Annotated in this window: 21 protein-coding genes; 8 read left to right on the forward strand and 13 right to left on the reverse strand. The window is 72.3% G+C overall.

The genetic code is table 11. The features are described 5' to 3' along the window. Window positions 1-157 precede the first annotated feature (157 nt). Window positions 158-763: a TetR family transcriptional regulator gene (locus ABZ342_RS28680; RefSeq protein WP_360479167.1), complete on the reverse strand. Its 606-nt coding sequence runs from the start codon at window positions 761-763 to the stop codon at window positions 158-160. A gap of 77 nt (window positions 764-840) precedes the next feature. Between ABZ342_RS28680 and ABZ342_RS28685 the strand changes: the two genes are divergently transcribed. Together ABZ342_RS28685 and ABZ342_RS28690 are read left to right on the forward strand one after the other, a co-directional pair. Next, entirely contained in the window at window positions 841-1,623 is a 783-nt protein-coding gene (locus ABZ342_RS28685; RefSeq protein ID WP_360479170.1) for a class I SAM-dependent methyltransferase, read from the forward strand. Window positions 1,624-1,700: 77 nt separating this feature from the next. After that, on the forward strand, window positions 1,701-1,952 hold the full coding sequence (locus ABZ342_RS28690) for a DUF4287 domain-containing protein (protein ID WP_360479173.1): 252 nt from the start codon (window positions 1,701-1,703) through the stop codon (window positions 1,950-1,952). 20 nt (window positions 1,953-1,972) lie between these two features. Here the strand turns inward: ABZ342_RS28690 and ABZ342_RS28695 are convergent, their stop codons facing one another. After that, window positions 1,973-2,719, reverse strand: a complete 747-nt coding sequence (locus ABZ342_RS28695) for an SDR family oxidoreductase (RefSeq protein ID WP_360479176.1) — start codon at window positions 2,717-2,719, stop codon at window positions 1,973-1,975. A gap of 113 nt (window positions 2,720-2,832) precedes the next feature. Next, on the reverse strand, window positions 2,833-4,281 hold the full coding sequence (locus ABZ342_RS28700; RefSeq protein ID WP_360479179.1) for an MFS transporter: 1,449 nt from the start codon (window positions 4,279-4,281) through the stop codon (window positions 2,833-2,835). Window positions 4,282-4,380: 99 nt separating this feature from the next. Between ABZ342_RS28700 and ABZ342_RS28705 the strand changes: the two genes are divergently transcribed. Beyond that, window positions 4,381-5,583 carry a cytochrome P450 gene (locus tag ABZ342_RS28705; protein ID WP_360479182.1) on the forward strand — a complete coding sequence of 401 codons (1,203 nt, stop codon included), beginning with the start codon at window positions 4,381-4,383 and terminating at the stop codon, window positions 5,581-5,583. Between the two features lie 6 nt (window positions 5,584-5,589). On the opposite strand, the gene lexA is transcribed toward ABZ342_RS28705, so the two are convergent. Next, entirely contained in the window at window positions 5,590-6,243 is a 654-nt protein-coding gene (lexA, locus tag ABZ342_RS28710) for a transcriptional repressor LexA (RefSeq protein ID WP_155549526.1), read from the reverse strand. Window positions 6,244-6,506: 263 nt separating this feature from the next. Here lexA and ABZ342_RS28715 point away from each other — a divergent pair, with 263 nt between their 5' ends. Next, the gene (locus tag ABZ342_RS28715; protein WP_360479185.1) at window positions 6,507-7,019 is read left to right on the forward strand and encodes a lytic polysaccharide monooxygenase auxiliary activity family 9 protein; all 513 of its coding nucleotides are present in this window, start codon (window positions 6,507-6,509) and stop codon (window positions 7,017-7,019) included. Between the two features lie 58 nt (window positions 7,020-7,077). Here ABZ342_RS28715 and ABZ342_RS28720 read toward each other — a convergent pair whose 3' ends face one another. Further along, window positions 7,078-9,081, reverse strand: a complete 2,004-nt coding sequence (locus tag ABZ342_RS28720; protein WP_360479188.1) for an APC family permease — start codon at window positions 9,079-9,081, stop codon at window positions 7,078-7,080. A gap of 265 nt (window positions 9,082-9,346) precedes the next feature. Here ABZ342_RS28720 and ABZ342_RS28725 point away from each other — a divergent pair, with 265 nt between their 5' ends. After that, window positions 9,347-10,897, forward strand: a complete 1,551-nt coding sequence (locus ABZ342_RS28725; RefSeq protein ID WP_360479191.1) for a Na+/H+ antiporter — start codon at window positions 9,347-9,349, stop codon at window positions 10,895-10,897. Between the two features lie 6 nt (window positions 10,898-10,903). Here the strand turns inward: ABZ342_RS28725 and ABZ342_RS28730 are convergent, their stop codons facing one another. From ABZ342_RS28730 to ABZ342_RS28745, 4 genes are read right to left on the reverse strand one after another with little or no spacing between them, the layout of a single operon-like run. Then, the gene (locus tag ABZ342_RS28730; protein WP_360479194.1) at window positions 10,904-12,181 is read right to left on the reverse strand and encodes an APC family permease; all 1,278 of its coding nucleotides are present in this window, start codon (window positions 12,179-12,181) and stop codon (window positions 10,904-10,906) included. A gap of 19 nt (window positions 12,182-12,200) precedes the next feature. Beyond that, window positions 12,201-12,596, reverse strand: coding sequence for a VOC family protein (locus ABZ342_RS28735; RefSeq protein WP_360479197.1), 396 nt, complete (start codon window positions 12,594-12,596; stop codon window positions 12,201-12,203). Beyond that, window positions 12,593-13,330: an ArsR family transcriptional regulator gene (locus ABZ342_RS28740; protein ID WP_360479200.1), complete on the reverse strand. Its 738-nt coding sequence runs from the start codon at window positions 13,328-13,330 to the stop codon at window positions 12,593-12,595. Before ABZ342_RS28740 ends, ABZ342_RS28735 begins: the two co-directional genes overlap by 4 nt. A 10-nt stretch (window positions 13,331-13,340) precedes the next feature. Then, a complete protein-coding gene (locus tag ABZ342_RS28745) occupies window positions 13,341-14,525 on the reverse strand; it encodes a hypothetical protein (protein WP_360479203.1) in 1,185 nt (394 codons plus the stop codon). 179 nt (window positions 14,526-14,704) lie between these two features. On the opposite strand from ABZ342_RS28745, the gene ABZ342_RS28750 reads away from it, so the two are divergent. The 3 genes from ABZ342_RS28750 to ABZ342_RS28760 all read left to right on the forward strand — a co-directional run bounded on the left by ABZ342_RS28750 (window position 14,705) and on the right by ABZ342_RS28760 (window position 17,234). Further along, a complete protein-coding gene (locus ABZ342_RS28750) occupies window positions 14,705-15,538 on the forward strand; it encodes a MarR family transcriptional regulator (protein WP_360479206.1) in 834 nt (277 codons plus the stop codon). Window positions 15,539-15,639: 101 nt separating this feature from the next. After that, window positions 15,640-16,875 (forward strand): FAD-dependent monooxygenase, encoded by a 1,236-nt coding sequence (locus ABZ342_RS28755; protein ID WP_360479209.1) that lies wholly within the window; start codon window positions 15,640-15,642, stop codon window positions 16,873-16,875. Between the two features lie 2 nt (window positions 16,876-16,877). Next, on the forward strand, window positions 16,878-17,234 hold the full coding sequence (locus tag ABZ342_RS28760; protein WP_360479212.1) for a hypothetical protein: 357 nt from the start codon (window positions 16,878-16,880) through the stop codon (window positions 17,232-17,234). A 19-nt stretch (window positions 17,235-17,253) separates the two neighbouring features. Here the strand turns inward: ABZ342_RS28760 and ABZ342_RS28765 are convergent, their stop codons facing one another. The 4 genes from ABZ342_RS28765 to ABZ342_RS28780 all read right to left on the reverse strand — a co-directional run bounded on the left by ABZ342_RS28765 (window position 17,254) and on the right by ABZ342_RS28780 (window position 18,710). Next, window positions 17,254-18,087: a hypothetical protein gene (locus ABZ342_RS28765; protein WP_360479215.1), complete on the reverse strand. Its 834-nt coding sequence runs from the start codon at window positions 18,085-18,087 to the stop codon at window positions 17,254-17,256. Window positions 18,088-18,211: 124 nt separating this feature from the next. Then, on the reverse strand, window positions 18,212-18,370 hold the full coding sequence (locus tag ABZ342_RS28770; RefSeq protein ID WP_360479218.1) for a DUF6307 family protein: 159 nt from the start codon (window positions 18,368-18,370) through the stop codon (window positions 18,212-18,214). Then, entirely contained in the window at window positions 18,367-18,528 is a 162-nt protein-coding gene (locus ABZ342_RS28775) for an RGCVC family protein (protein WP_360479221.1), read from the reverse strand. The genes ABZ342_RS28770 and ABZ342_RS28775 overlap by 4 nt, the downstream gene beginning before the upstream one ends. Then, entirely contained in the window at window positions 18,525-18,710 is a 186-nt protein-coding gene (locus ABZ342_RS28780) for a hypothetical protein (protein ID WP_360479224.1), read from the reverse strand. Before ABZ342_RS28780 ends, ABZ342_RS28775 begins: the two co-directional genes overlap by 4 nt. Window positions 18,711-19,112: the final 402 nt, after the last annotated feature.

Genomic DNA, 19,112 nt, shown 5'->3' on the forward strand with positions numbered 1-19,112 from the left:
CCGACCGGCTCAAGACGGTCAGCGGGGTCAAACCGCGTCCGTCCGAGGACCTGCGCAACGCGGAGCGGCAGGCCGTCTACGCGCCGGGGGCACGCCCCCGGACCCCCCTCGTGTGGTCACCTTGCGTGGTGATCTCGGGTTTGTCCGCAGGGGACTTCTACAGCAGGCGGCGTTGTTGTGCGTCTGCTGTCACTGTGTCGATCAGTTTTTGCAGCTCTGCCGGGTCTGGCAAGGTGTGGCGCTGGCGGCCTGCGAAGAGCAGGTGGCTTGCTCCGATCAACGACAGGGCCAGGGAATCCACCTTTGCGTCCGCCGCGATGCGGCCTTGGGCGCGCTCTGCTGCCAGGTAGGTTGAGAGCATTTCTCTTGCCTCCGTCAGGAACGGCAGGCCGTCGCCGTCGGATGGGCGGCGTAGGCGGGTGCGGAGTTCGGCTCGGAAGAACACCAAGCTCGTCAGGGCCACCGAGACCGGGTCGAACAGCTCCGTCAGAGCGTCCAGCAGGTTCGTTGCCACTGTGCGGGTTCCCGCTGATGCTTCCAGCAGCGCCGCCTGGTCTTTCAGGCGGGCGATGCGGTTCTGGACCAGCTCGGCCAGGAATGCGTCGAAGTCGGTGAAGTGGCGGTGCAGTACGCCCTTCGCGACGTCGGCTTCCGCTGTCACCGCACGGCTCGTCAGGGCGTTCGGGCCGTCGCGGAGCAGGACGCGCTCGGCCGCCTGGAACAGCTGCTGGCGCACGTCGCGCAGGTGGACCCCGGTCGGCATGGGCCCATTCTCCGTTATGCCCGCCGCGAACGCCCACGCGGTTGTTCTAGTGGGCGAGTGCCCATTAAGGTGGGCGCATGCCCACTCAGCCTCATGAAGCCCGTGCCTTCGCCGAATCCTTCGGGATCGACGCCGAACGCTACGACCGGGCCCGGCCGGAGTATCCCGTGGAACTCGTCGATCGTGTCGTCGCCGCGAGTCCTGGTCCCGACTTCCTCGACGTCGGCTGCGGCACCGGGATCGTGGCGCGGCAGCTCCGGGCCGCGGGCCGCCGGGTCCTCGGCGTCGACCCCGATCCGCGGATGGCCGCCTTCGCGCGTGACAGCGGCATCGACGTCGAAGTGGCGAAGTTCGAAGACTGGGACAGCGCGGGCCGGACCTTCGACGCGGTCGTCGCCGGGCAGGCCTGGCACTGGGTCGATCCCGTCGCCGGCGCGGCCAAGGCGGCGGGCATCCTGCGCCCCGGTGGGCTGCTCGCCCTGTTCGCGCACGCGTTCCAGCCGCCGGCCGCGGTGGCGGACGCCCTCGCCGAAGGCATTCGCCGGGTGCTGCCGGACTCGCCCTTCGGGAAGGAGCCGAGGAGTGCCGCCGAACTCTACGAAGTCATGTTCGCCAAGTTCGCCGACGGCATCCGGGAGTCGGGCCGCTTCGGCGAACCCGAGCGGTCGCGGTTCACCTGGGAACGCGCCTACACGCGCGACGAATGGCTGGATCTCCTGCCGACGACCGGTGGACTCACCCGGCTCGGGCCCGACGCGCTCGCCGACGTGCTCGACGGCGTGGGCGCGGCGATCGACGCGCTCGGCGGGGGCTTCACGCTGCCGTACACGACGCTGGCGGTGGTCGCCGAGAAGTCTTGACAAAAAAAGTTGTCGGTGAGACCTTGGGGACCAGTCAGTCAGACCGAAGAACCTTCGGCCGGATCCCGGGAGTCCCCATGTCTTTCCAGGCCTACCTCGACAACGCCGAGAAGCAGACCGGCCTCACCCCGCGCGCCTTCCTCGACCTCGCGGCGGAGAAGAACCTCACCAAGCACGGCGAGATCATCACGTGGCTGAAGACCGAGCACGGCCTCGGCCACGGCCACGCGACGGCGATCGCGCGGCTCGTCACCAAGGGCCCCGAGTTCGTCGCCGCGCACCACACCGATGGTGTGCTCCACCTCGACGGCGTGGCCGCCCGGGTCTGACCCCGGACGGCCACGGCGGCTCAGGCGATCGGGCCGAGGTACGTGCCGCCGGAGACGTCGAGCGTGCGGCCGGTGATCCAGCGCCCGTCCGGCCCGGCCAGGAATCCGACGACGTCGGCGACGTCCTCCGGCTCGCCGATCCGGCCCAGCGCCGTCATCGCGGTGAGGCCGGCCGCCGCCTCGGGGATGGCCAGCACAGGCGCGGTCAGGTCCGTCCGGATCGGGCCGGGCGCCACCGTGTTGACGGTGATCCCGCGGCGGCCCAGCTCGTTGGCCAGCGTCGGCGCGAGCGCCTCGACCGCGGCTTTGCTGACGGTGTAGGCGATCTGGCTCTGCACCGCGATCCGCGAGGCCATCGAGCCGACGGTGACCACCCGGCCGCCGTCGTTCAGCAGCGGCAGCAGGCGCTGGACCAGCAGCATGGGCGTCTTGACGTTGACGGCCAGGATCCGGTCCAGCTCGTCTTCGGTCACCTGGCCGATGGTGCTGTGCGAGCCGATGCCCGCGTTGTTGACCAGGATGTCCAGACCGTCGAACACCTCGCTGACCGCGTCGGCCAGCCGGTCGACGGCGCCGGCTTCGCCGAACCGGGCGTACACGGTGAACGCGCGCCCGCCGGCTTCTTCGATCAGCGCGACGGTCTCCTTGGCCGCGACCTCGTTGCCGCCGTGGTGCACGGCGACCACGGCGCCGTCGGCGGCCAGCCGCCGGGCGATCGCGCGGCCGATCCCTCGCGAAGCTCCGGTCACCAAGGCGTTCTTCGTCATGTCCGGCTCCTCCGGGTCGGTGCCGGGCCGTGGTGGCCCGGCGACGACCCAGAGGTTCGCGCGCCGCGCTGACCGCACGCGCACCGTTCGCGAACCGCCGCGGGTGCCGTCGGTCAGCGGCCCACCGCGGCCGCCGGTTCCGGAGTCGCGGGCGCCGGCGCCGGGTGCCGCGGCAGGAACGCGGCGACGGCCAGCGCGATGAGCGCCGCGGCCGAGCCCATCCCCAGCACGAGCCGGAACCCGTTCTGCGAAGGCAGGTCCACCGGTCCGAAGTGGATGGTCAGCCGGGCGAGGATCAGCCCGGCGGTGGCACTCGAGACCGACGTCCCGATCGACCGCATCAGCGTGTTGAGGCTGTTCGCGGCGGCGGTCTCCGACACCGGCACGGCGCCCATCACGAGCGACGGCATCGCGCCGTAGGCGAGCCCGATGCCGGCGCCGATGACGCTCGAAATCAGCACGAGGTGCCAGGTCGCGCTCATCAGGACGATGCCGAGGGCGTACCCGGCCGCGACGACGACCGCGCCGAGCATCAGCGTCGTCTTCGGGCCGCGCGTGGCCGTGATGCGCGCGGACACCGGTGCCAGCGCCATCATGACCAGCCCCGACGGCGCCATCACCAGGCCCACCGCCAGCATCGACTTCCCGAGGCCGTACCCGGTGGCGGCCGGCAGCTGCAGCAGCTGGGGCAGCACCAGCGACATCGCGAACATCGCGAAGCCGAAGACCGCCGACGCGATGTTCGTCAGCAGCACCTGGCGCCGCGCGCTCGTCCTCAGGTCCACCAGGGGCCGCGGCGTGCGCAGCTCCCAGCGTCCCCACAGCGCCAGGACGACGACGGCGGCGGCGAGCAGGCCCAGCGTGGCCGCGCTGCCCCAGCCCCAGTCGGCGCCCTTCGAGATCGCCAGCAGCAGGCACACCAGGGCGACCGAGAGCCCGGCCGCGCCGAGGACGTCGAACCGGCCGCCGGTGCGCACCGGCGACTCCGGCACGAGCGCGACGACCAGCGCGGTGACCACCAGGCCGAGGCCGGCCGCGGTCCAGAAGAGCACGTGCCAGTCGGCGTTTTCGGCGAGGAGTGCTGCCGCGGGCAGGCCCAGCGCACCGCCGACGCCGAGGGACGCGCTCATCAGCGCCGTCGCGGAGCCGAGCCGTTCGGCGGGCAGCTCGTCGCGCATGATGCTGATCCCGAGCGGGATGACGCCGGCGGCCAGGCCCTGCAGCGTCCGGCCCGCGACCATCGGCACGAGGGTGTCGGAAAGCGCGCCGATCGCCGAGCCGGCGACCAGGGCACCGAGGCTGACGAGCAGCATCCGCCGCTTGCCGTACATGTCGCCGAGGCGGCCCATGGTCGGCGTCGCCACCGCGCCCGCGAGCAGGGTCGCCGTGATGGCCCAGGTGGCGTCGGCCGCGGAGGCGTGCAGCAGCCCGGGCAGGGCGGGGATCAACGGGATGACCAGCGTCTGCATCAGCGAGACGGTGATGCCCGCGAGGGCGAGGACCGCGACGACGAGGTTCGCGCGGGGCGACGTCTCTCTCGCGGGCGTGGCTGGGTCGAGCACGGGGCGGTCCTCCGGAGATCTGAATTAAATCAGTTGCTTGACTCAGCGTAGCAGTCTTCGGTTGACTACCGACGAACCGACGGCCACCGTGGAGGAACGATGACGGCCACCGAGATTCCCGAGTTCCCGATGCCCCGGGCCGCGGACTGCCCGTTCGACCCGCCGCCCGCCGCCCGCGCGCTGCAGGAGGAGACCCCGCTCGCCCGGGTCCGGCTGTGGGACGGCAGCACACCGTGGCTGGTGACCCGCTACGCCGACCAGCGGGCGCTGCTGGCGGATCCCCGGGTCAGCGCCGACATCACCCGGCCCGGGTACCCGAGCCCCGCGCCGTTGCCGAAGAACGGCACCGGATTCGGCTTCATCCTCATGGACAACCCGGAGCACGCGCGGCTGCGCAAGATGGTGACGGCGCCGTTCACGATCCGCCGGGTCGCCGCGATGCGCCCGGCCGTGCAGCGGATCGTCGACGACCTGATCGACGAGCTGCTGGCCGGTCCGAAGCCGGTGGACCTCGTCGAGGCGTTCGCGCTGCCGGTGCCGTCACTGGTGATCTGCGAGCTGCTCGGCGTCCCGTACGCCGATCACGGCTTCTTCCAGGAGAACAGCAAGGTCATCGTCCGCCGCGACGCGAAACCCGAGGAGCGGACGGCCGGGCTGCAGGCGATGATCGGCTACCTCGACCGGCTGGTGGGGGCGAAGCTCGACAATCCGGCCGGCGACCTGCTTTCCGGGCTCGCCGCCCGGGTCGCGGCGGGCGAGCTGACCCGGGTCGAAGCGGCGCAAATGGGCTTCCTGCTGCTCGTCGCCGGCCACGAGACGACGGCGAACATGATCGCGCTCGGCACGCTGGTCCTGCTGGAGCACCCGGACCAGTTGGCGCTGCTGCGCGAGGGCGACGATCCGGCGCTCGTCGCGTCGGCGGTCGAAGAGCTGTTGCGCTACTTGAACATCACCCACAACGGGCGCCGGCGCGTCGCGCTGGAGGACATCGAAATCGCCGGGGAGACGATCCGCGCGGGCGAGGGCCTGATCATGGCGAGCGATATCGCCAACCGCGACCCGGCGGTCTTCCCGGACGGCGACCGGCTCGACCTCACCCGCGACGCGCACCGGCAGGTCGCGTTCGGCTTCGGCGTCCACCAGTGCCTCGGGCAGCCGCTGGCCCGGCTCGAGCTGCAGGTCGTCTACAGCACGCTGTACCGGCGGATCCCGACGCTGGCGCTGGCCACCGACCTCGAGCGGGTCCCGTTCAAGCACGACGGGTCCGTGTACGGCGTGTACGAGCTGCCGGTCACCTGGTGAAGCGGGTCAGACGCTCCGCAGCACCGACACGACCACGCCCAGGATCGCCGCCCGGTCGCCGTCGATGACGTCGTAGGCGGGGTTGCGGGGCTCGAGGTAGACGTGGCCGTCGCGGCGCCGGTAGACCTTGACCGTCGCCTCTTCGTCGATCATCGCCGCGACGATCTGGCCCGAGTGGGCCTCGGTCTGCTGCTTGACCACGACGATGTCGCCGTCGCAGATCGCGGCGTCGATCATGGAGTCACCGCGCACGCGCAGGCCGAAGACCGTGCCCCGCCCGGTGAGGTCGCGCGGCAGCTTCAGGACGTCGTCGACGTGCTCCACGGCCGAGATCGGCGTGCCGGCGGCGATGTCGCCGACGACCGGCACCGGGACCGAGTCGGCGTCCTCCCGCGCTTCGCCGCCCTGCAGGAACGCGCGCACGTCCATCGGGCGCGACACGCCTGTGCCGCGGCGCAGAAAACCCTTGTCCTCCAGGCTCGCCAGGTGCTTCGACACCGACGACGTCGACTGCAGGCCGACGGCCTCGCCGATCTCGCGGGTGCTGGGGGAGTAGCCGTGGCGGACCACCGAGTCGCGGATCGCGACCAGGATCTTCTGCTGCCGCTCCGGCAGGGCCGAGGCGTCGAGGTGCTCGAACGTGTCGTCGTAGGTGGTCACCGGCGAATCCTAGAGGCAGGCGCCCGGCGGGGCGCGCCCTGGTCGGCCCGGCGGGTCCCGCTGACCGGAACACCGGGTGACGGTTGGCGTCTAACCAACAGGAGTCGGGACTTCGCGAACTGTTGACTCACTGTCCGTTTCGTCTTATGGTCTAGACCACAATTCTCCTTCGCTCGAACGACTTCCCGGCGCGGCGGGCTCTCCCTGCCGCGGTTTCGCCGTACCCGGCGGCGGGAAGTGAGCCTGTCCCCGAAGGAGCTGGTATGAACCGCAAACTGGTCGCGGCCGCGGCGGGAGCCCTCCTGGCCCCGGTCCTGGTGGTGGTGAGCCCCGCCGGCATCGCGAGCGCGCACGGCTACGTCAACTCCCCGGCGAGCCGCCAGGCGCAGTGCGCGCAGGGCACGGTGCCGTGCGGCGACATCAAGTACGAACCCCAGAGCGTCGAGGGCCCGAAGGGCCTGAAGTCCTGCGACGGCGGCAACGAGAAGTACGCGGAGCTCAACGACAACGGCAAGGGCTGGCGGGCCTCGCCGGTCGGCACGACGGCGACGTTCACCTGGACCTTCACGGCCCGCCACCGCACGACGAACTTCGAGTACTGGATCGGTGGCGACAAGGTCGCGGACATCAGCGGCAACAACGAGCAGCCGCCGGAAACCCTTTCGCACCAGGTGAACCTGAGTGGCCACCCGGGACGCCAGACGGTCCTGGCGGTGTGGAACATCGCCGACACGACGAACGCGTTCTACTCCTGCACAGACCTGCAGGTGGGCTGAGCCCCCGCCGCCCGGGAGCGCGCGGCTCCCGGGCGGCCCGGCCGGGGAACAGCGGACTTCAGGACCGGCGTTGCGTCGTGACGCCGCGGCGGAGGTCGCCGGGCAGGGGGCGGACGCGGTGGAGGTCGCGGCGGGCGGTCGAGTGCAGCTGCCAGGGCACGCTGGTCACCATGACGCCGGGCTCGAACAGCAGCCGGCCCTTCAGCCGCAGTGAGCTCTGGTTGTGCAGGATGTTCTCCCACCAGCGGCCGACGACGTATTCGGGGATGTAGACGCAGACGACGTCGCGGGGGCTGGCGCGCCGGAGGTTCTTGACGTACTGCACCACCGGCCGGGTGATCTCGCGGTACGGCGATTCGATCACCTTGAGCGGGACCTTCATCGCGCGTCCCTCCCACTGCCGCCGGAGTGCGCGGGTGTCGGCGTCGTCGACGTCGACCGTGATCGCGGTCAGCGTGTCCGGCCGGGTCGCACGGGCGAACGCGATCGCGCGCTGGCTGGGTTTGTGCAATGTGGACACCAGGACGATCGCGTGGACGCGGCTGGGCAGCAGCTCGCTCTCCTCGTCGGGCAGCAGCTCTTCGCGGACGTGGGTGTAGTGCCGGTGGATCGCCCGCATGAGGATGTAGAGCACCGGGATGGCGATGACGACCAGGTAGGCACCATGGGTGAACTTGGTGACCAGCACGACGACGAGGACGATCGCGGTCAGGATCGCGCCGAGGGCGTTGATCAGCCGTGAGCGCCGGGCCGCCCGCCGTTCGCGCGGGCCGGCGGTGTCGGCGAGCACGCGGTTCCAGTGCCGGACCATGCCGGCCTGGCACAGGGTGAAGGAGGTGAACACGCCGAGGATGTAGAGCTGGATGAGCCGGGTGGTGGACCCGTCGAAGGCGAAGACCAGGATCCCGGCGACCACCGAGAGGGCGATGATGCCGTTAGAGAACGCCAGCCGGTCGCCGCGGGTGTGCAGCTGGCGGGGCAGGTAGCGGTCCTGGGCGAGGATCGAGGCCAGCAGCGGGAAGCCGTTGAACGCGGTGTTCGCCGCGAGGATCAGGATGAGGGCCGTGCTGGCCTGCAGCACGTAGAACAGCACCGCGTGGTCGCCGCCGAACACGGCCGCGCCGATCTGGCTGATCACGGTCCGCTGCGGGTCGGAGGTGCAGTCGCCGCGGAAGCCGGCCAGGTCGCAGGTGTTCTCGGCGATGTGGACCCGGGCGATCAGGGAGAGCGCGGTGATGCCGCCGAACATGACGACGGCGATGACGCCCATGGCGGTCATGGTGCGGGCGGCGTTGAGGGCCTTCGGCTTGCGGAACGCGGGGACCCCGTTGGAGATGGCTTCGACGCCGGTGAGCGCGGTGCACCCGGAGGAGAAGGACCGCAGCAGCAGGAACACGAGCGCGAGCCCGGTCAGGCCGGCCTGCTCGGGCCGGATGGCGTAGCCCGCGCTTTCGGCGACCGGGGTGTGCCCGGTGGCCGCGCGGGCGAAGCCGACCACGAGCATCAGCACGACGGTGGCGATGAACAGGTAGGTGGGGGCGGCGAACGTCCGGCCGGATTCGCGGATGCCGCGCAGGTTCATCGCCATGAGCACCACGATGAACCCGAGGTCGAGCAGGATCCGCTGGTCGTTGAGCTGCGGGACGGCGGAGATGATGTTGTCCACGCCGGAGGCGACCGACACGGCCACGGTCATGATGTAGTCGACCATCAGCGCGCCCGCGACGACGAGTCCCGCGTGCCGGCCCAGGTTGCGGGACGCGACTTCGTACGAGCCGCCGCCGCTGGGATAAGCGCGGACGACCTGGCGGTAGGAGATCACCACGACCGTGAGCAGGACGGCGACCGCGAGCCCGACCCAGGGGGCCAGGGTGAGGTAGGCGAGGCCGCCGATCGACAGGATGAGCAGGATCTCCTGGGTGGCGTAGGCGACCGAGGAGAGCGGGTCGCTCGCGAAGATCGGCAGCGCGAGCCATTTCGGCAACAGCGTGTCGCCGAGGGTGTCGCTGCGGAACGGCCGTCCGAGTACCAGCCGTTTGAGCCATGAGGTGGATGCCGGCACGTACGGCAGCGTGCCTGCTGCCGCGGGGCTCCGGCGTAGGGAAAACGTCAAGATCCGGGTGCCGGCGTAGGGAATGCGTAAACCTTCCCCGGGCAGAACGTCAGAGTCCCGTCAACGACGCTGGTCCCCGGCGACGCGGGGGTCACGGCCGGCGGCCGCGCAGGGGAGAGGCGGACGGGCCCGGACGAGCAGGCGGGTCGAGTAGCCTGAGCGCGGCGCGCCGGGAAGTCTGGTCGGCATCCGGATCGGGATGTGGAGGACCGGCATGCGCGGGGTCGAAACCGTACTTTTCCTGGTGGTCGTCGCCACGGTGGTGGCCACCTTCGCGCGGCGGCTGCGGATTCCGGCGCCTTCCCTGCTGGTCGTCGTCGGCGTCGTCGTGGGCCTGCTGCCCGGGGTCCCCGCCGTGCAGGTGACCCCGGAAGTGATCAGCCTGATCGTGCTCCCGCCGCTGCTGTTCGCCGCGGGGGAGGAACTGCCGTGGCGCGATCTGCGCGCCGTCGGGCGGCCGGTCGCGGTGTTGTCGGTCGGCCTGGTGCTGCTGTCGGCCGCCGCGGTGATCGGGACGGCCGTCCTGGTGACGCCGCTGCCGGTCGGGATGGCGTTCGTGCTGGGCGCGGTGCTGGCGAGCACGGACCCCGTCGCGGTGACCGCCCTCGCGCGCCGGCTGGCGCTGCCGCCGCGGGTGCAGGCACTGATCCAGGCGGAGAGCCTGTTCAACGACGCGACCAGCCTGCTGCTGTTCCGGGTGGCGTTGTTCCTGGCCGTCGCCGGGGGAGCGGCGTCGTGGGGACGGACCGTGGGCGAGTTCGCGGTGCTCGCCGGCGGCGGGGTGGCGATCGGCGTGGTGACGGCGATCGGGGCGTTCCTGATCCGGCGGCGCACCGAAGACCCGGTGCTGGAGACGGTGATCTCGCTGGTCACGCCGTACGCGGGGTACGTCGTCGCCGAGTCGATCGGCGGGTCGGGAGTGACGGCGGTGGTCGTGGCGAGCGTGCTCCTCGGGACCCAGGCCGAACGGCTGACGACGGCCCGGATCCGGCTGCAGGTCGGTGCGGTGAACCAGACCGTGGTGTTCCTGCTGGAGAGCGTCGTGTTCGGCCTGATCGGGCTGCAGCTGCCCGCGCTGGTGCGCCGGGTCGCCGGCGGTGGCGCCTGGTGGCTGCTGCAGGCCCTGGCGATCGCGGCGACGCTGGTCGTGGCGCGGCTGCTGCTGGTGTTCGTGCTCTCCGCCCTGCGCCAGCGGCGCGTGGACGGCCGGCTGTCCTGGCAGGTGCCCGCCGTCATCTCGTGGGCGGGCGCCCGCGGGGTGGTGCCGTTGGCGGCGGCGCTGTCACTGCCGGTGTCCACTTTGGACGGTTCCGCGCTGCCCGCGCGTGACCTGGTGCTGCTGCTGACCACGGCGGTGATCGTGCTGACGCTCGTGGTGCAGGGGTTCACGCTGGCGCCGCTGGTGCGGCGGGCGGGCATCGCGCTCGACCCGGCCGACCTGCGGACGGAGTACGGCGCGGCCCGCCGCAAGCTCGCCGAGGCCGGGCTGAGCCACCTGGACCACCTGGCCGAAACCGAGTCCGCGCCGGAGTTCGCCGTGGACCGGCTGCGGACGAGCTGGCAGACCCGGCTGGACCGCGTCCAAGACGAGGACGAGACGGGGGACCCGATGCGCGGGATCGACTACCGGGCCCTGCGCCGGGAACTCATCGACGTCGAGGCGGCCGAGCTGGCGCGCCTGTTCGAGGCGGGCGAGATCACCGACGGGACCCGCCGGCGGATCCAGCGGGTGCTCGACCTCGAGCACGCCGGGCTGGAGGACTGAGCGGGCTCACCGGGGCCGGCCGCGCAGGATCAGCGTGCGGCCGAGCAGGCCGGCCGCGGACACGGCCAGGCCGGTGAGCACGGAGATCCACGGCAGCGTCGCGACGAGGGTCACGCAGCCGAGCAGGCCGAAGACGTTGAGCCAGCGAGGCCAACGGCGGTTCGCGCGGTCTTGGGTGAAGGCCGCGGTGTTGGCGATCGCGTAGTAGACGAGCACGCCGAAGGAAGAGAACCCGATGACACCGCGGAGGTCGGTGGTGAGGACCAGTACGGACACCACAACCGCGAGGGCCATTTCGGCGTGGTGGGGAACGCGGTAGCGCGGGTGGACCGCCGCCAGCCACGTCGGCAGGTCGCGTTCCCGGGCCATGGCGAGGGTGGTGCGGCCGATCCCGGCGATCAGCGCGAGCAGGGCGCCGAGCGCGGCGAGCGCACCCCCGATGCGGACGACCGAGGCGACGGCTCCGGCGCCGGCCGCGTCGACCGCCGCGATCAACGGCGCCGCGGCGTTCGCGAGTCCCCGGGGGCCGGCCGCCAGCAGGGCCGCGCAGGCGACGACCAGGTAGATCCCGACCGTCAGGAACAGCGCGATCGGGATCGCCCGGGGAATGGTCCGCCGGGGATCGCGGACCTCTTCGCCCATGGTGGCGACGCGCGCGTAGCCGGCGAAGGCGAAGAACAGCAGCCCGGCGGCTTGAGCTGTCCCGTAGATCCCGCCCGAGGTCAGCGCGCCCCAGCCGCCGAGGTTCGTGGTCGTGGCCCCGCCGCCGGTGGCGATCGCCACGACGACCACGGCCAGCGCGGTGAGGCTGGTGCCGACCAGGATCCGCGTCAGCACCACGGTCTTGGTGATCCCGCGGTAGTTCAGCGCGGCGAGGCCGAGCACGCCCGCGACGGCCACGAGCCGCTGCAGCCAGACCGGCCCCGGCACGGCGTAGGTGGCGAAGGTGAGGGCCATCGCGGCGCAGGAGGCGGTCTTGCCGATCACGAACCCCCAGCCGGCGGTGAACCCCCACCACGGGCCGAGGCGTTCACGCCCGTAGACGTAGGTGCCGCCGGACAACGGGTACTGGGCGGCGAGCTGCGCGGAGGCGACGGCGTTGCAGTAGGCGATGACCGCCGCGAGCGCCAGCCCGATGAGCAGACCCGTGCCCGCGGCTTTCGCGGCCGGCCCGAACGCGGCGAAGATGCCCGCGCCGATCATCGAGCCGAGGCCGATCACCACCGCGTCCGCGGTGCCCAGCCGGCGGTCCAGCTGGGCCTGAGGTGCGGGGGAGGGGGTCATCGCTCGCCTTCGGTCGTGGTCACGGCCGCGCAGGTGCGGCCGCGGGCTGGAACAGTTCGACCGGGTTGCCGGCGGGGTCGTCGAACACGATCTGGCGCCCGCCGGGGCCGGTGACGATGTCGCTGCGGAACCGCACGCCGGCTTCGCGCAGCCGCCCGACTTCGGCGTCGATGTCGTCGACGACGAAGTGGAGGCGGTTCCAGCCGCCCGGGCCGGGCCGCGTGCCGTCGGGCATCGCGCGCCCGGCCGAGCTGGCCGGGCCGCTGAGCAGCAGGCGCAGGTTCCCGCGGAGCACGTCGGCGAAGGCGGGGGCGAAGCTCGTGTTGACGGTGAACCCGAGCTGGGTGGTGTAGAAGTCGACGGCGGCCTCGACGTCGTCGACCAGGTAACGGACGCTCACCAGTTCTGTGGTCATGCTTCGTTCACCTCTTCGGGAAGGGTGGTCGCCGCGAGGAACCCGATCCGGGTGTCCAGCTCCGCGGCGACGCGCCGGAACGCGGGATAGCCCTCGGGGTCACGCGCGGGGTCGGGCAGGCTCCAGTGGACGAGCCGCGGCTCGCCGGGAAAGGGCGGCAGGACTTCGCGCACCCGGTCGCACAGGCTGATGACCCACTGGAACCGCCGTTGCCGCACGGCATCCAGGTGCGTGGGTTCGTGGTCGAGCTTGATGCCGTAGTCGGCCATCGCGCGCACCGCGTGCGGGTTCAGTGGTTTCGGCCGGCTGCCCGCGCTGGCCACCTCGGCGCCGGTGCGGTGCCGGAGCAACGCCGCCGCCATCGGCGACCGGCCGCTGTTGCCGGTGCACAGGAACAGCACCCGCGACGGGATCGGGGCGTGGTCCGGGCGGACGAGGCCGAGCGCCGGGTGCAGCGCGGCGCCGGTGCCGGCGAGCGCGTCGGCGCAGCGCCGCAGGTCGAGGTGGTAGTAGGTGTCGCGGCCGTCGAAACTGCTGCGCCGCGCGGTGACCAGCTCCGCGGTGCGCAGCCGGCGCAGGTGGTAGGAGACGAGGTTCTGCGGCTGGCCGAGGGCGTCCACCAGTTCCCGCACGCGCCGGTCGCCGCGCGCGAGCTCGAGCATCATCCGCCAGCGCAGCGGATCACCGGCCAGCCGCACGAACGGCGGTGGGCCGGACATCGCGTCGGGACGCATGGACCGGAGATTACATCAATCCAGGTTGATGCAATAGGCCCCGGTCGGGGTGGAGCGTGAGGTAGACGGCGCGGACCGCGAGGGTGCGCTCGATCTCGTCGATGAGGGGGGCGAAGAACTGCTTGCGGTGCTCGGTGTCGCTCATCGAGGTGACCGCGAAGTACATGCTGCCGAAGCCGGCGAGCAGCGTGGCGTTGCGCAGCAGGGCGACCGGGACGCCGGGCAGCAGCGGCGAGATCGCCGGCTTCGCGCCGATCCACTGCTCGGCCGCGGCGGGCGTCACGATGATCACGCCGAGGAGGACGAAGAAGGCGAACAGCGCGAGGCCGATCACCGCGGCTTGGACGAGCTGGCGGGTGGCGAGCATCAGCAGCAGGTTGCGCTTCTGGCGGCCGTTGAGGCTGACCGCGCGCACGGGGCCGTCGAGGGGGACGGCGGCCAGCGGGGTGCCGGCGCAGGCGGCGGTCAGCATGGGCGCGCTGAAGTCCTGTTCGACCCGGCCGATCTCCTCGCGGAGGCGGGCGGCCGCGGCGAGGACGGTGACCGCGCCGAACAGCGCGACGACCAAGGCGAGGCGCCACCAGGCGAGCTGGTTCATCAGCTGCCACAGCTCGCCGGTGAAGAACAGGAACAGGGTGACGAACAGCAGGACGGGCAGCGCGCGGCCGAGGACCTGCACGCTGTTGCGGAGGTCGGTGATCGCCTGCCGGATGGCTTGGCGCAGCAGGGTGCCGAAGCCGTAGGTGGTGGCGAGGTACGTGGCCGCGAAGGCGGCGGCGAAGAACACGAGGAACGCCAGGACGCCCAGCGCGCGGGCGCCGGGAAGGGTGATGGCGCCGTCGAAGGCGAGCTGCAGCAGCGGCACGGCGACCGGCATCGCGGCGTAGGCGGCGAGGATCGCGATGGTCGCGGCGCGGGAGAAGCGGGGGAGGCGCCGGACGAACAGCGAGATCGTCACCCAGGCGGCGACGGTCACGGCGACGACGATGCCGAGCAGCACCCACCGGCCCGAGCCGGCGGTCTTGAGCGGGACGAGCCAGGCGAGGCTGGCGAGCATGACGAAGGCGAGCGCGGGCAGCATCCGGGGCAGGATGTGCTCGGCGAAGCCGTACCCGGCGATCATCGTCGGGGTCCCGCGGCGGAGGAACCAGCGTTCGGTCCGCTGGACCCGTACCCGAGGTGCTGATGTCGGCATGCGCAGATAGTGCCTGGTCGGCCCGTCCGCTCGACCGGCGAGGTCGGGCGGACGGCGACTGGGCCGTTCGGGTGAAGGTGAACTCGGGCGAAACCGGGTGTCGAATCGGGCGCGAGTCGTTCGTCGGCTGAGTGAGCGGCCACCACGAAGGGGCGCCGCCGGAACCCACAGGGGATGAGATGTCGCACCCGGAGCCCGTCGCCCGCCGCATGTACGACCTGGTCGAGCCCATCGGCCTGGTGCCCTACTTCGCCGACGAGTCGGACGAGGCCCTGATGGCGCTGGGCCTGCGCAACCCGTGGGACGCCTACTTCGCCGGACGGGCCGCGCCGCTCGGCCGAACGGTGCCGGCCGAGGTGGTCCACGCGATCTTCTACAACTTCGCGCCGGGCGAGGTGGCCCGCCACCTCCCGCGGGTGTGGGACCTGACCACCCCCGAGGCGGCGCTGGCCGCCCGCGAGCGGGGCTGCGTCGCGGGCATGCGGCGGGTCCTCGGCGAACTCGCCGACGACCCGCGGGTCGCCCGCGCCGGCGACGTCCTGGTGAAGGCGGCGCTCAGCGCCCCGGTGGAGGGCCGCGCCCTCTTCGCCGCCCTGCGCGCGCTCCCGGTGCCGCAGGAGCCGGTGGCCCGGTTGTGGCACGCGGCCACGCTGCTGCGCGAGCACCGCGGCGACGGCCACACCGCCGCCTTGCTGACCGAGGGTGTCGGCGGGACGGAAGCCCACGTGCTGCACGCGTTGTCGGCCGGCATGCCCGCAAAGGACTTCGGCCGGGTCTGGCACCTCCCGGAGGCGCAGCTGAACGCGGTCATCGACGGCATGCGCGCCCGCGGTCTCGTCGGGGCCGACGGCTGGCTCACCGCCGACGGCCGGGCCACGAAGGACCGGGTGGAAGCGCTGACCGACCGGCTCGCGGAGGCGCCGTACACCGTGCTGAGCCCGGGGGACCTCGACCGGCTCGTCGCCGACCTCGAGCCGATCTCGGCCGCGTTCCGAGCGGTCTTCCCGATGTAGCCCGTGGGCCGGGCCCCGGAGGCGTTATCTTGGCCGCGCGCGACAGTGGTGGGCCCGTGCCGGGAACGTTCCGGCGGGGGAGGGAACACAGGGAGGCAGTGATGAACGTCGACACGCGGGTGGGTGGTCCCCGGGTGCTGGTGGCGGGGGCGAGCATCGCGGGGCCCGCGCTGGCCCACTGGCTGCGCCGGCGGGGAGCCGAGGTGACCGTGGTGGAGCGGGCCCCCGAGCTGCGTCCCGGCGGGCAGGCGGTGGACGCGCGCGGGGTGGCGAAAGAGGTCATCGAGCGCATGGGGCTGGCCGCGGCGGTGCGCGCGGCCTGCACCGACACCGCCGGCGCGCACACCGTGGAGGCGGACGGGCGGGTGGTGGAGACCTTCCGCGCCGACGACGACGGCGGCGACGGGTTCATCGCGGACATCGAGATCCTGCGCGGGGACCTGTCCCGGGTGCTCTACGACGACACCCGCGACGGCGTCGAGTACGTCTTCGGCGACCGGATCGCCGAACTGACCCAGGACGCGGACGGGGTCGACGTGGCCTTCGCGGGCGGCGACCGGCGGCGCTTCGACCTGGTGATCGGGGCCGACGGGCTGCACTCGCAGCTGCGGGCGATGGTCTTCGGGCCGCATGAGCGGTTCCTACGCCACCTCGGGCAGGTGCTGGCCTTCTACAGCGTGCCCAACGAGTTCGGGCTGGACCGCTGGCTGCTCGAGTACCAGGACCAGGAGTCCGGGCGCTCGGCCCTCCTGCGCCCCATCCAGGACGCCACCCGGGCGATGGCGATGTTCTACTTCGCCTCGGCCGACTTCGACGTCGACCCCCGTGACGTCGCGGCCCAGAAGGCTCTGCTGCGGGCGCGGACGGCGGGCCTGGGCTGGTTGACCCCGGAGATCCTCGCGCACCTGGACGACACCCCGGACTTCTACCTCGACCAGGTCGCGCAGGTGGTGATGGACCGCTGGTCGAGCGGACGGGTGGGGCTGCTCGGCGACGCGGCGTTCAGCTCGTCGCCGATGTCCGGGCAGGGCACCGGGCTGGCCCTGGTCGGCGCCTACGTGCTGGCCGGCGAGCTGGCCGCCGCCGGGTGGGACCCCGACGCCGGGTTCGCCCGCTACGAGGCACGGATGCGCTCGTTCGTCGAGGCCAACCAGGAGATCGGCCGGTTGAACGCTCGCAGCCGCGAAATCCCCGGCCCGGACGCCGAGCCGGGTCCCGATTTCACCGGCGAATGGTTCACCGAGCTGATCGGGCGCGCGATCAACGGCGTCGAGCTGCCCGGCTACGCGGGGGTGCCGGACTCCGGGGCGCCGAGCACTTCCCCGGCCAAGCCGTAGGTGTGTTCCGGGAATGCGTCGAGGAACCGGCGTTCTCCGACGAGTACGGCACGCCGTACGCCACGGTGTGCCTGTGGCGTGAGCACGGCGACGCCGTCTGGAGGCACGGAGTCATCACGTTCCCCGACCACGGCGACGACGGGGCCGACTGGCTGTTCGGCCTGCTGACCGACGGCACGCCCGAGGCGTTCCGGGAGTGGGCGCAGGACTATTACGAGATGCCGATCGACCTCGACGCGGTACGGCACGTCCACTCCGGGCAACCGCTGACCGCGAAGGTCGTGACGGCGCTCGACTCCGCCACCACCCTGGCCGCCGTCGCCGATGGTGTCGCCGCGACCGGCTACCCGATCCGCTGACCGCGGCCGACCCGGAACCTCAGGTGGCGGGCGCCCGGTGGGCGGCCGCGTAGTGCGCGGTGCCGATCGCCCCGGCGACCGCCAGGACGAACCCCGCGACGGCCGCGGTGGTGAAGCCGGCGCGGACGCGGTCGTCCAGCACCACCACCCCGATGAGCGACGACACCGCCGTGTTGGTGGTGAACATGATGGCGGTGACCGCGGTCGCCCGGCCGCGTTGCAGGGCCATCGCGAACACGATCGCCGCGGCGAGCCCGTTGGCGATCATCGCCCAGATCGCCGGCTCCAGGGCCAGGCGCCAAACCGGCCCGGAGGCGTCGAGGGTCCGTGCCGAGACCCCGACGGCGCTGAACCCCAGCCCGGCGCAGAACCCGAGCACGATCGGCGACCAGCGGCCGGTACTGCGCTGGACGGTGAACGCGATCGCCGCGATCGCGACCGCCACGCCCACCAGCAGCAGCTTCCAGCCGTAGGACAGCGGCTGCGCCGGACCCGGATCGGCGGACAGCCCGAGCAGGACGAGCCCGGTGGCGCCGACGCCCAGCGCGGCCCACCCGGCCCCGGCCAGCCGGACGCCGAGGATCGCGGAGATGGTCGCGGTCACCCCGACGCTGAACGCGAGCACCGACTGGACCAGGAACAGCGGCAGCCGGTGCAGCGCGGCGGCGGCGAAGACGAACCCGAGCAGGTCCACCCCGACCCCGAGGAAGTACAACGGCTGCCGGCGCAGCGCGACCAGATCCTGCGGCGAGCCACCGAAGGCACCGGCCCGCCGCACCCCGGCGGACTCCAGGATGGAGCCACCACCCGAGGCGATGGCGGCGAGTACGGCGAGGACGTATCCGAGGATCACGGTCTGAGTCTGTCAGCCCGCTCCCGGGGCCGGGCAGCTGACCACCAGCCGCAGGTACCGGTCGGGCGCCGCAGCGCGCTCACGAGAGCCGAGGTGCTCGACCGGTGAGCGCTGTTCGCGACGGTTACCGCACGCGTTCCGGTGTGTTGTCGATGGTGTGCAGCAGGCGCACCGCGAGTTCCTGGCAGCTGTCGTCGGAGAGCTTCGTGTTCTCCTTCAACACATCCTGCACCAGCTTGACGCGCAGGTCGTACCGGGAGACGAAGGCCGTGTCCGTGGTCATGTGCTGTCCTTCACTGGTTCGTCGTGCCCGCCGACGCAGACGCATCCGCGGTGGAACCCACCCGCCACGGTGGCCGTGCAGAAACGGCGTGCGATCACATCGTGGGAGTCCGCGGCGTGCGGGCACGCGGCGCACGCCGTCCCGAGAGCCGCCGTCACCGGCGGCCGGACGGGTCGGGTGCCCCTGGGTCGGCCGCGCCGCGCCGGCGCGGAACGAGTCCGGCGGGCGGGGTGAAGACCGGCTGGCGGAACAGCTTGCCGTACCGGTCGTCCTGGGGCGCGGTGAGTGCGCCGGGGCGGGGTTCCTCGGCGGCGGGGTGGCTGAACAGTGAACTGTCCATTGTGGAAGCAGTGATGGGGGATCCTTTCGGGGACGCCACCGGAAGTGGCGTGCTTCAGGCGGACAGCGGTGAGCGGCCGGCGGTGCCGCGTAAGGCGAGCGAGTGCGCACTGTCGTCGGCGGGGCCCGAGGCAGGCGGCGAGGGCTTCAGCCGCAGGCGCGGTCGCGCGTCCGGTGGTGTGGAGTGGGTGGAGGTCGAGCCCGACGGCATGTCGGTGCTCCCGTCCCCGGCTGCGGATATCGACCGGATTGGGGCCGAGGACGGCGCAGGTTTGACCACTCGCGCACGAAATGCTCTCGGACACCACTGACGGTACACGACACCGGCACCCAGCAGATCAGCGAGCCCCTGGCGCCGCACCCGCGGGCTGTCCATACCGGACACCCCGTGCCGGGCTCGTCC

This window comes from Amycolatopsis sp. NPDC005961 (assembly GCF_040629235.1).
Classification (GTDB): domain Bacteria; phylum Actinomycetota; class Actinomycetes; order Mycobacteriales; family Pseudonocardiaceae; genus Amycolatopsis; species Amycolatopsis camponoti.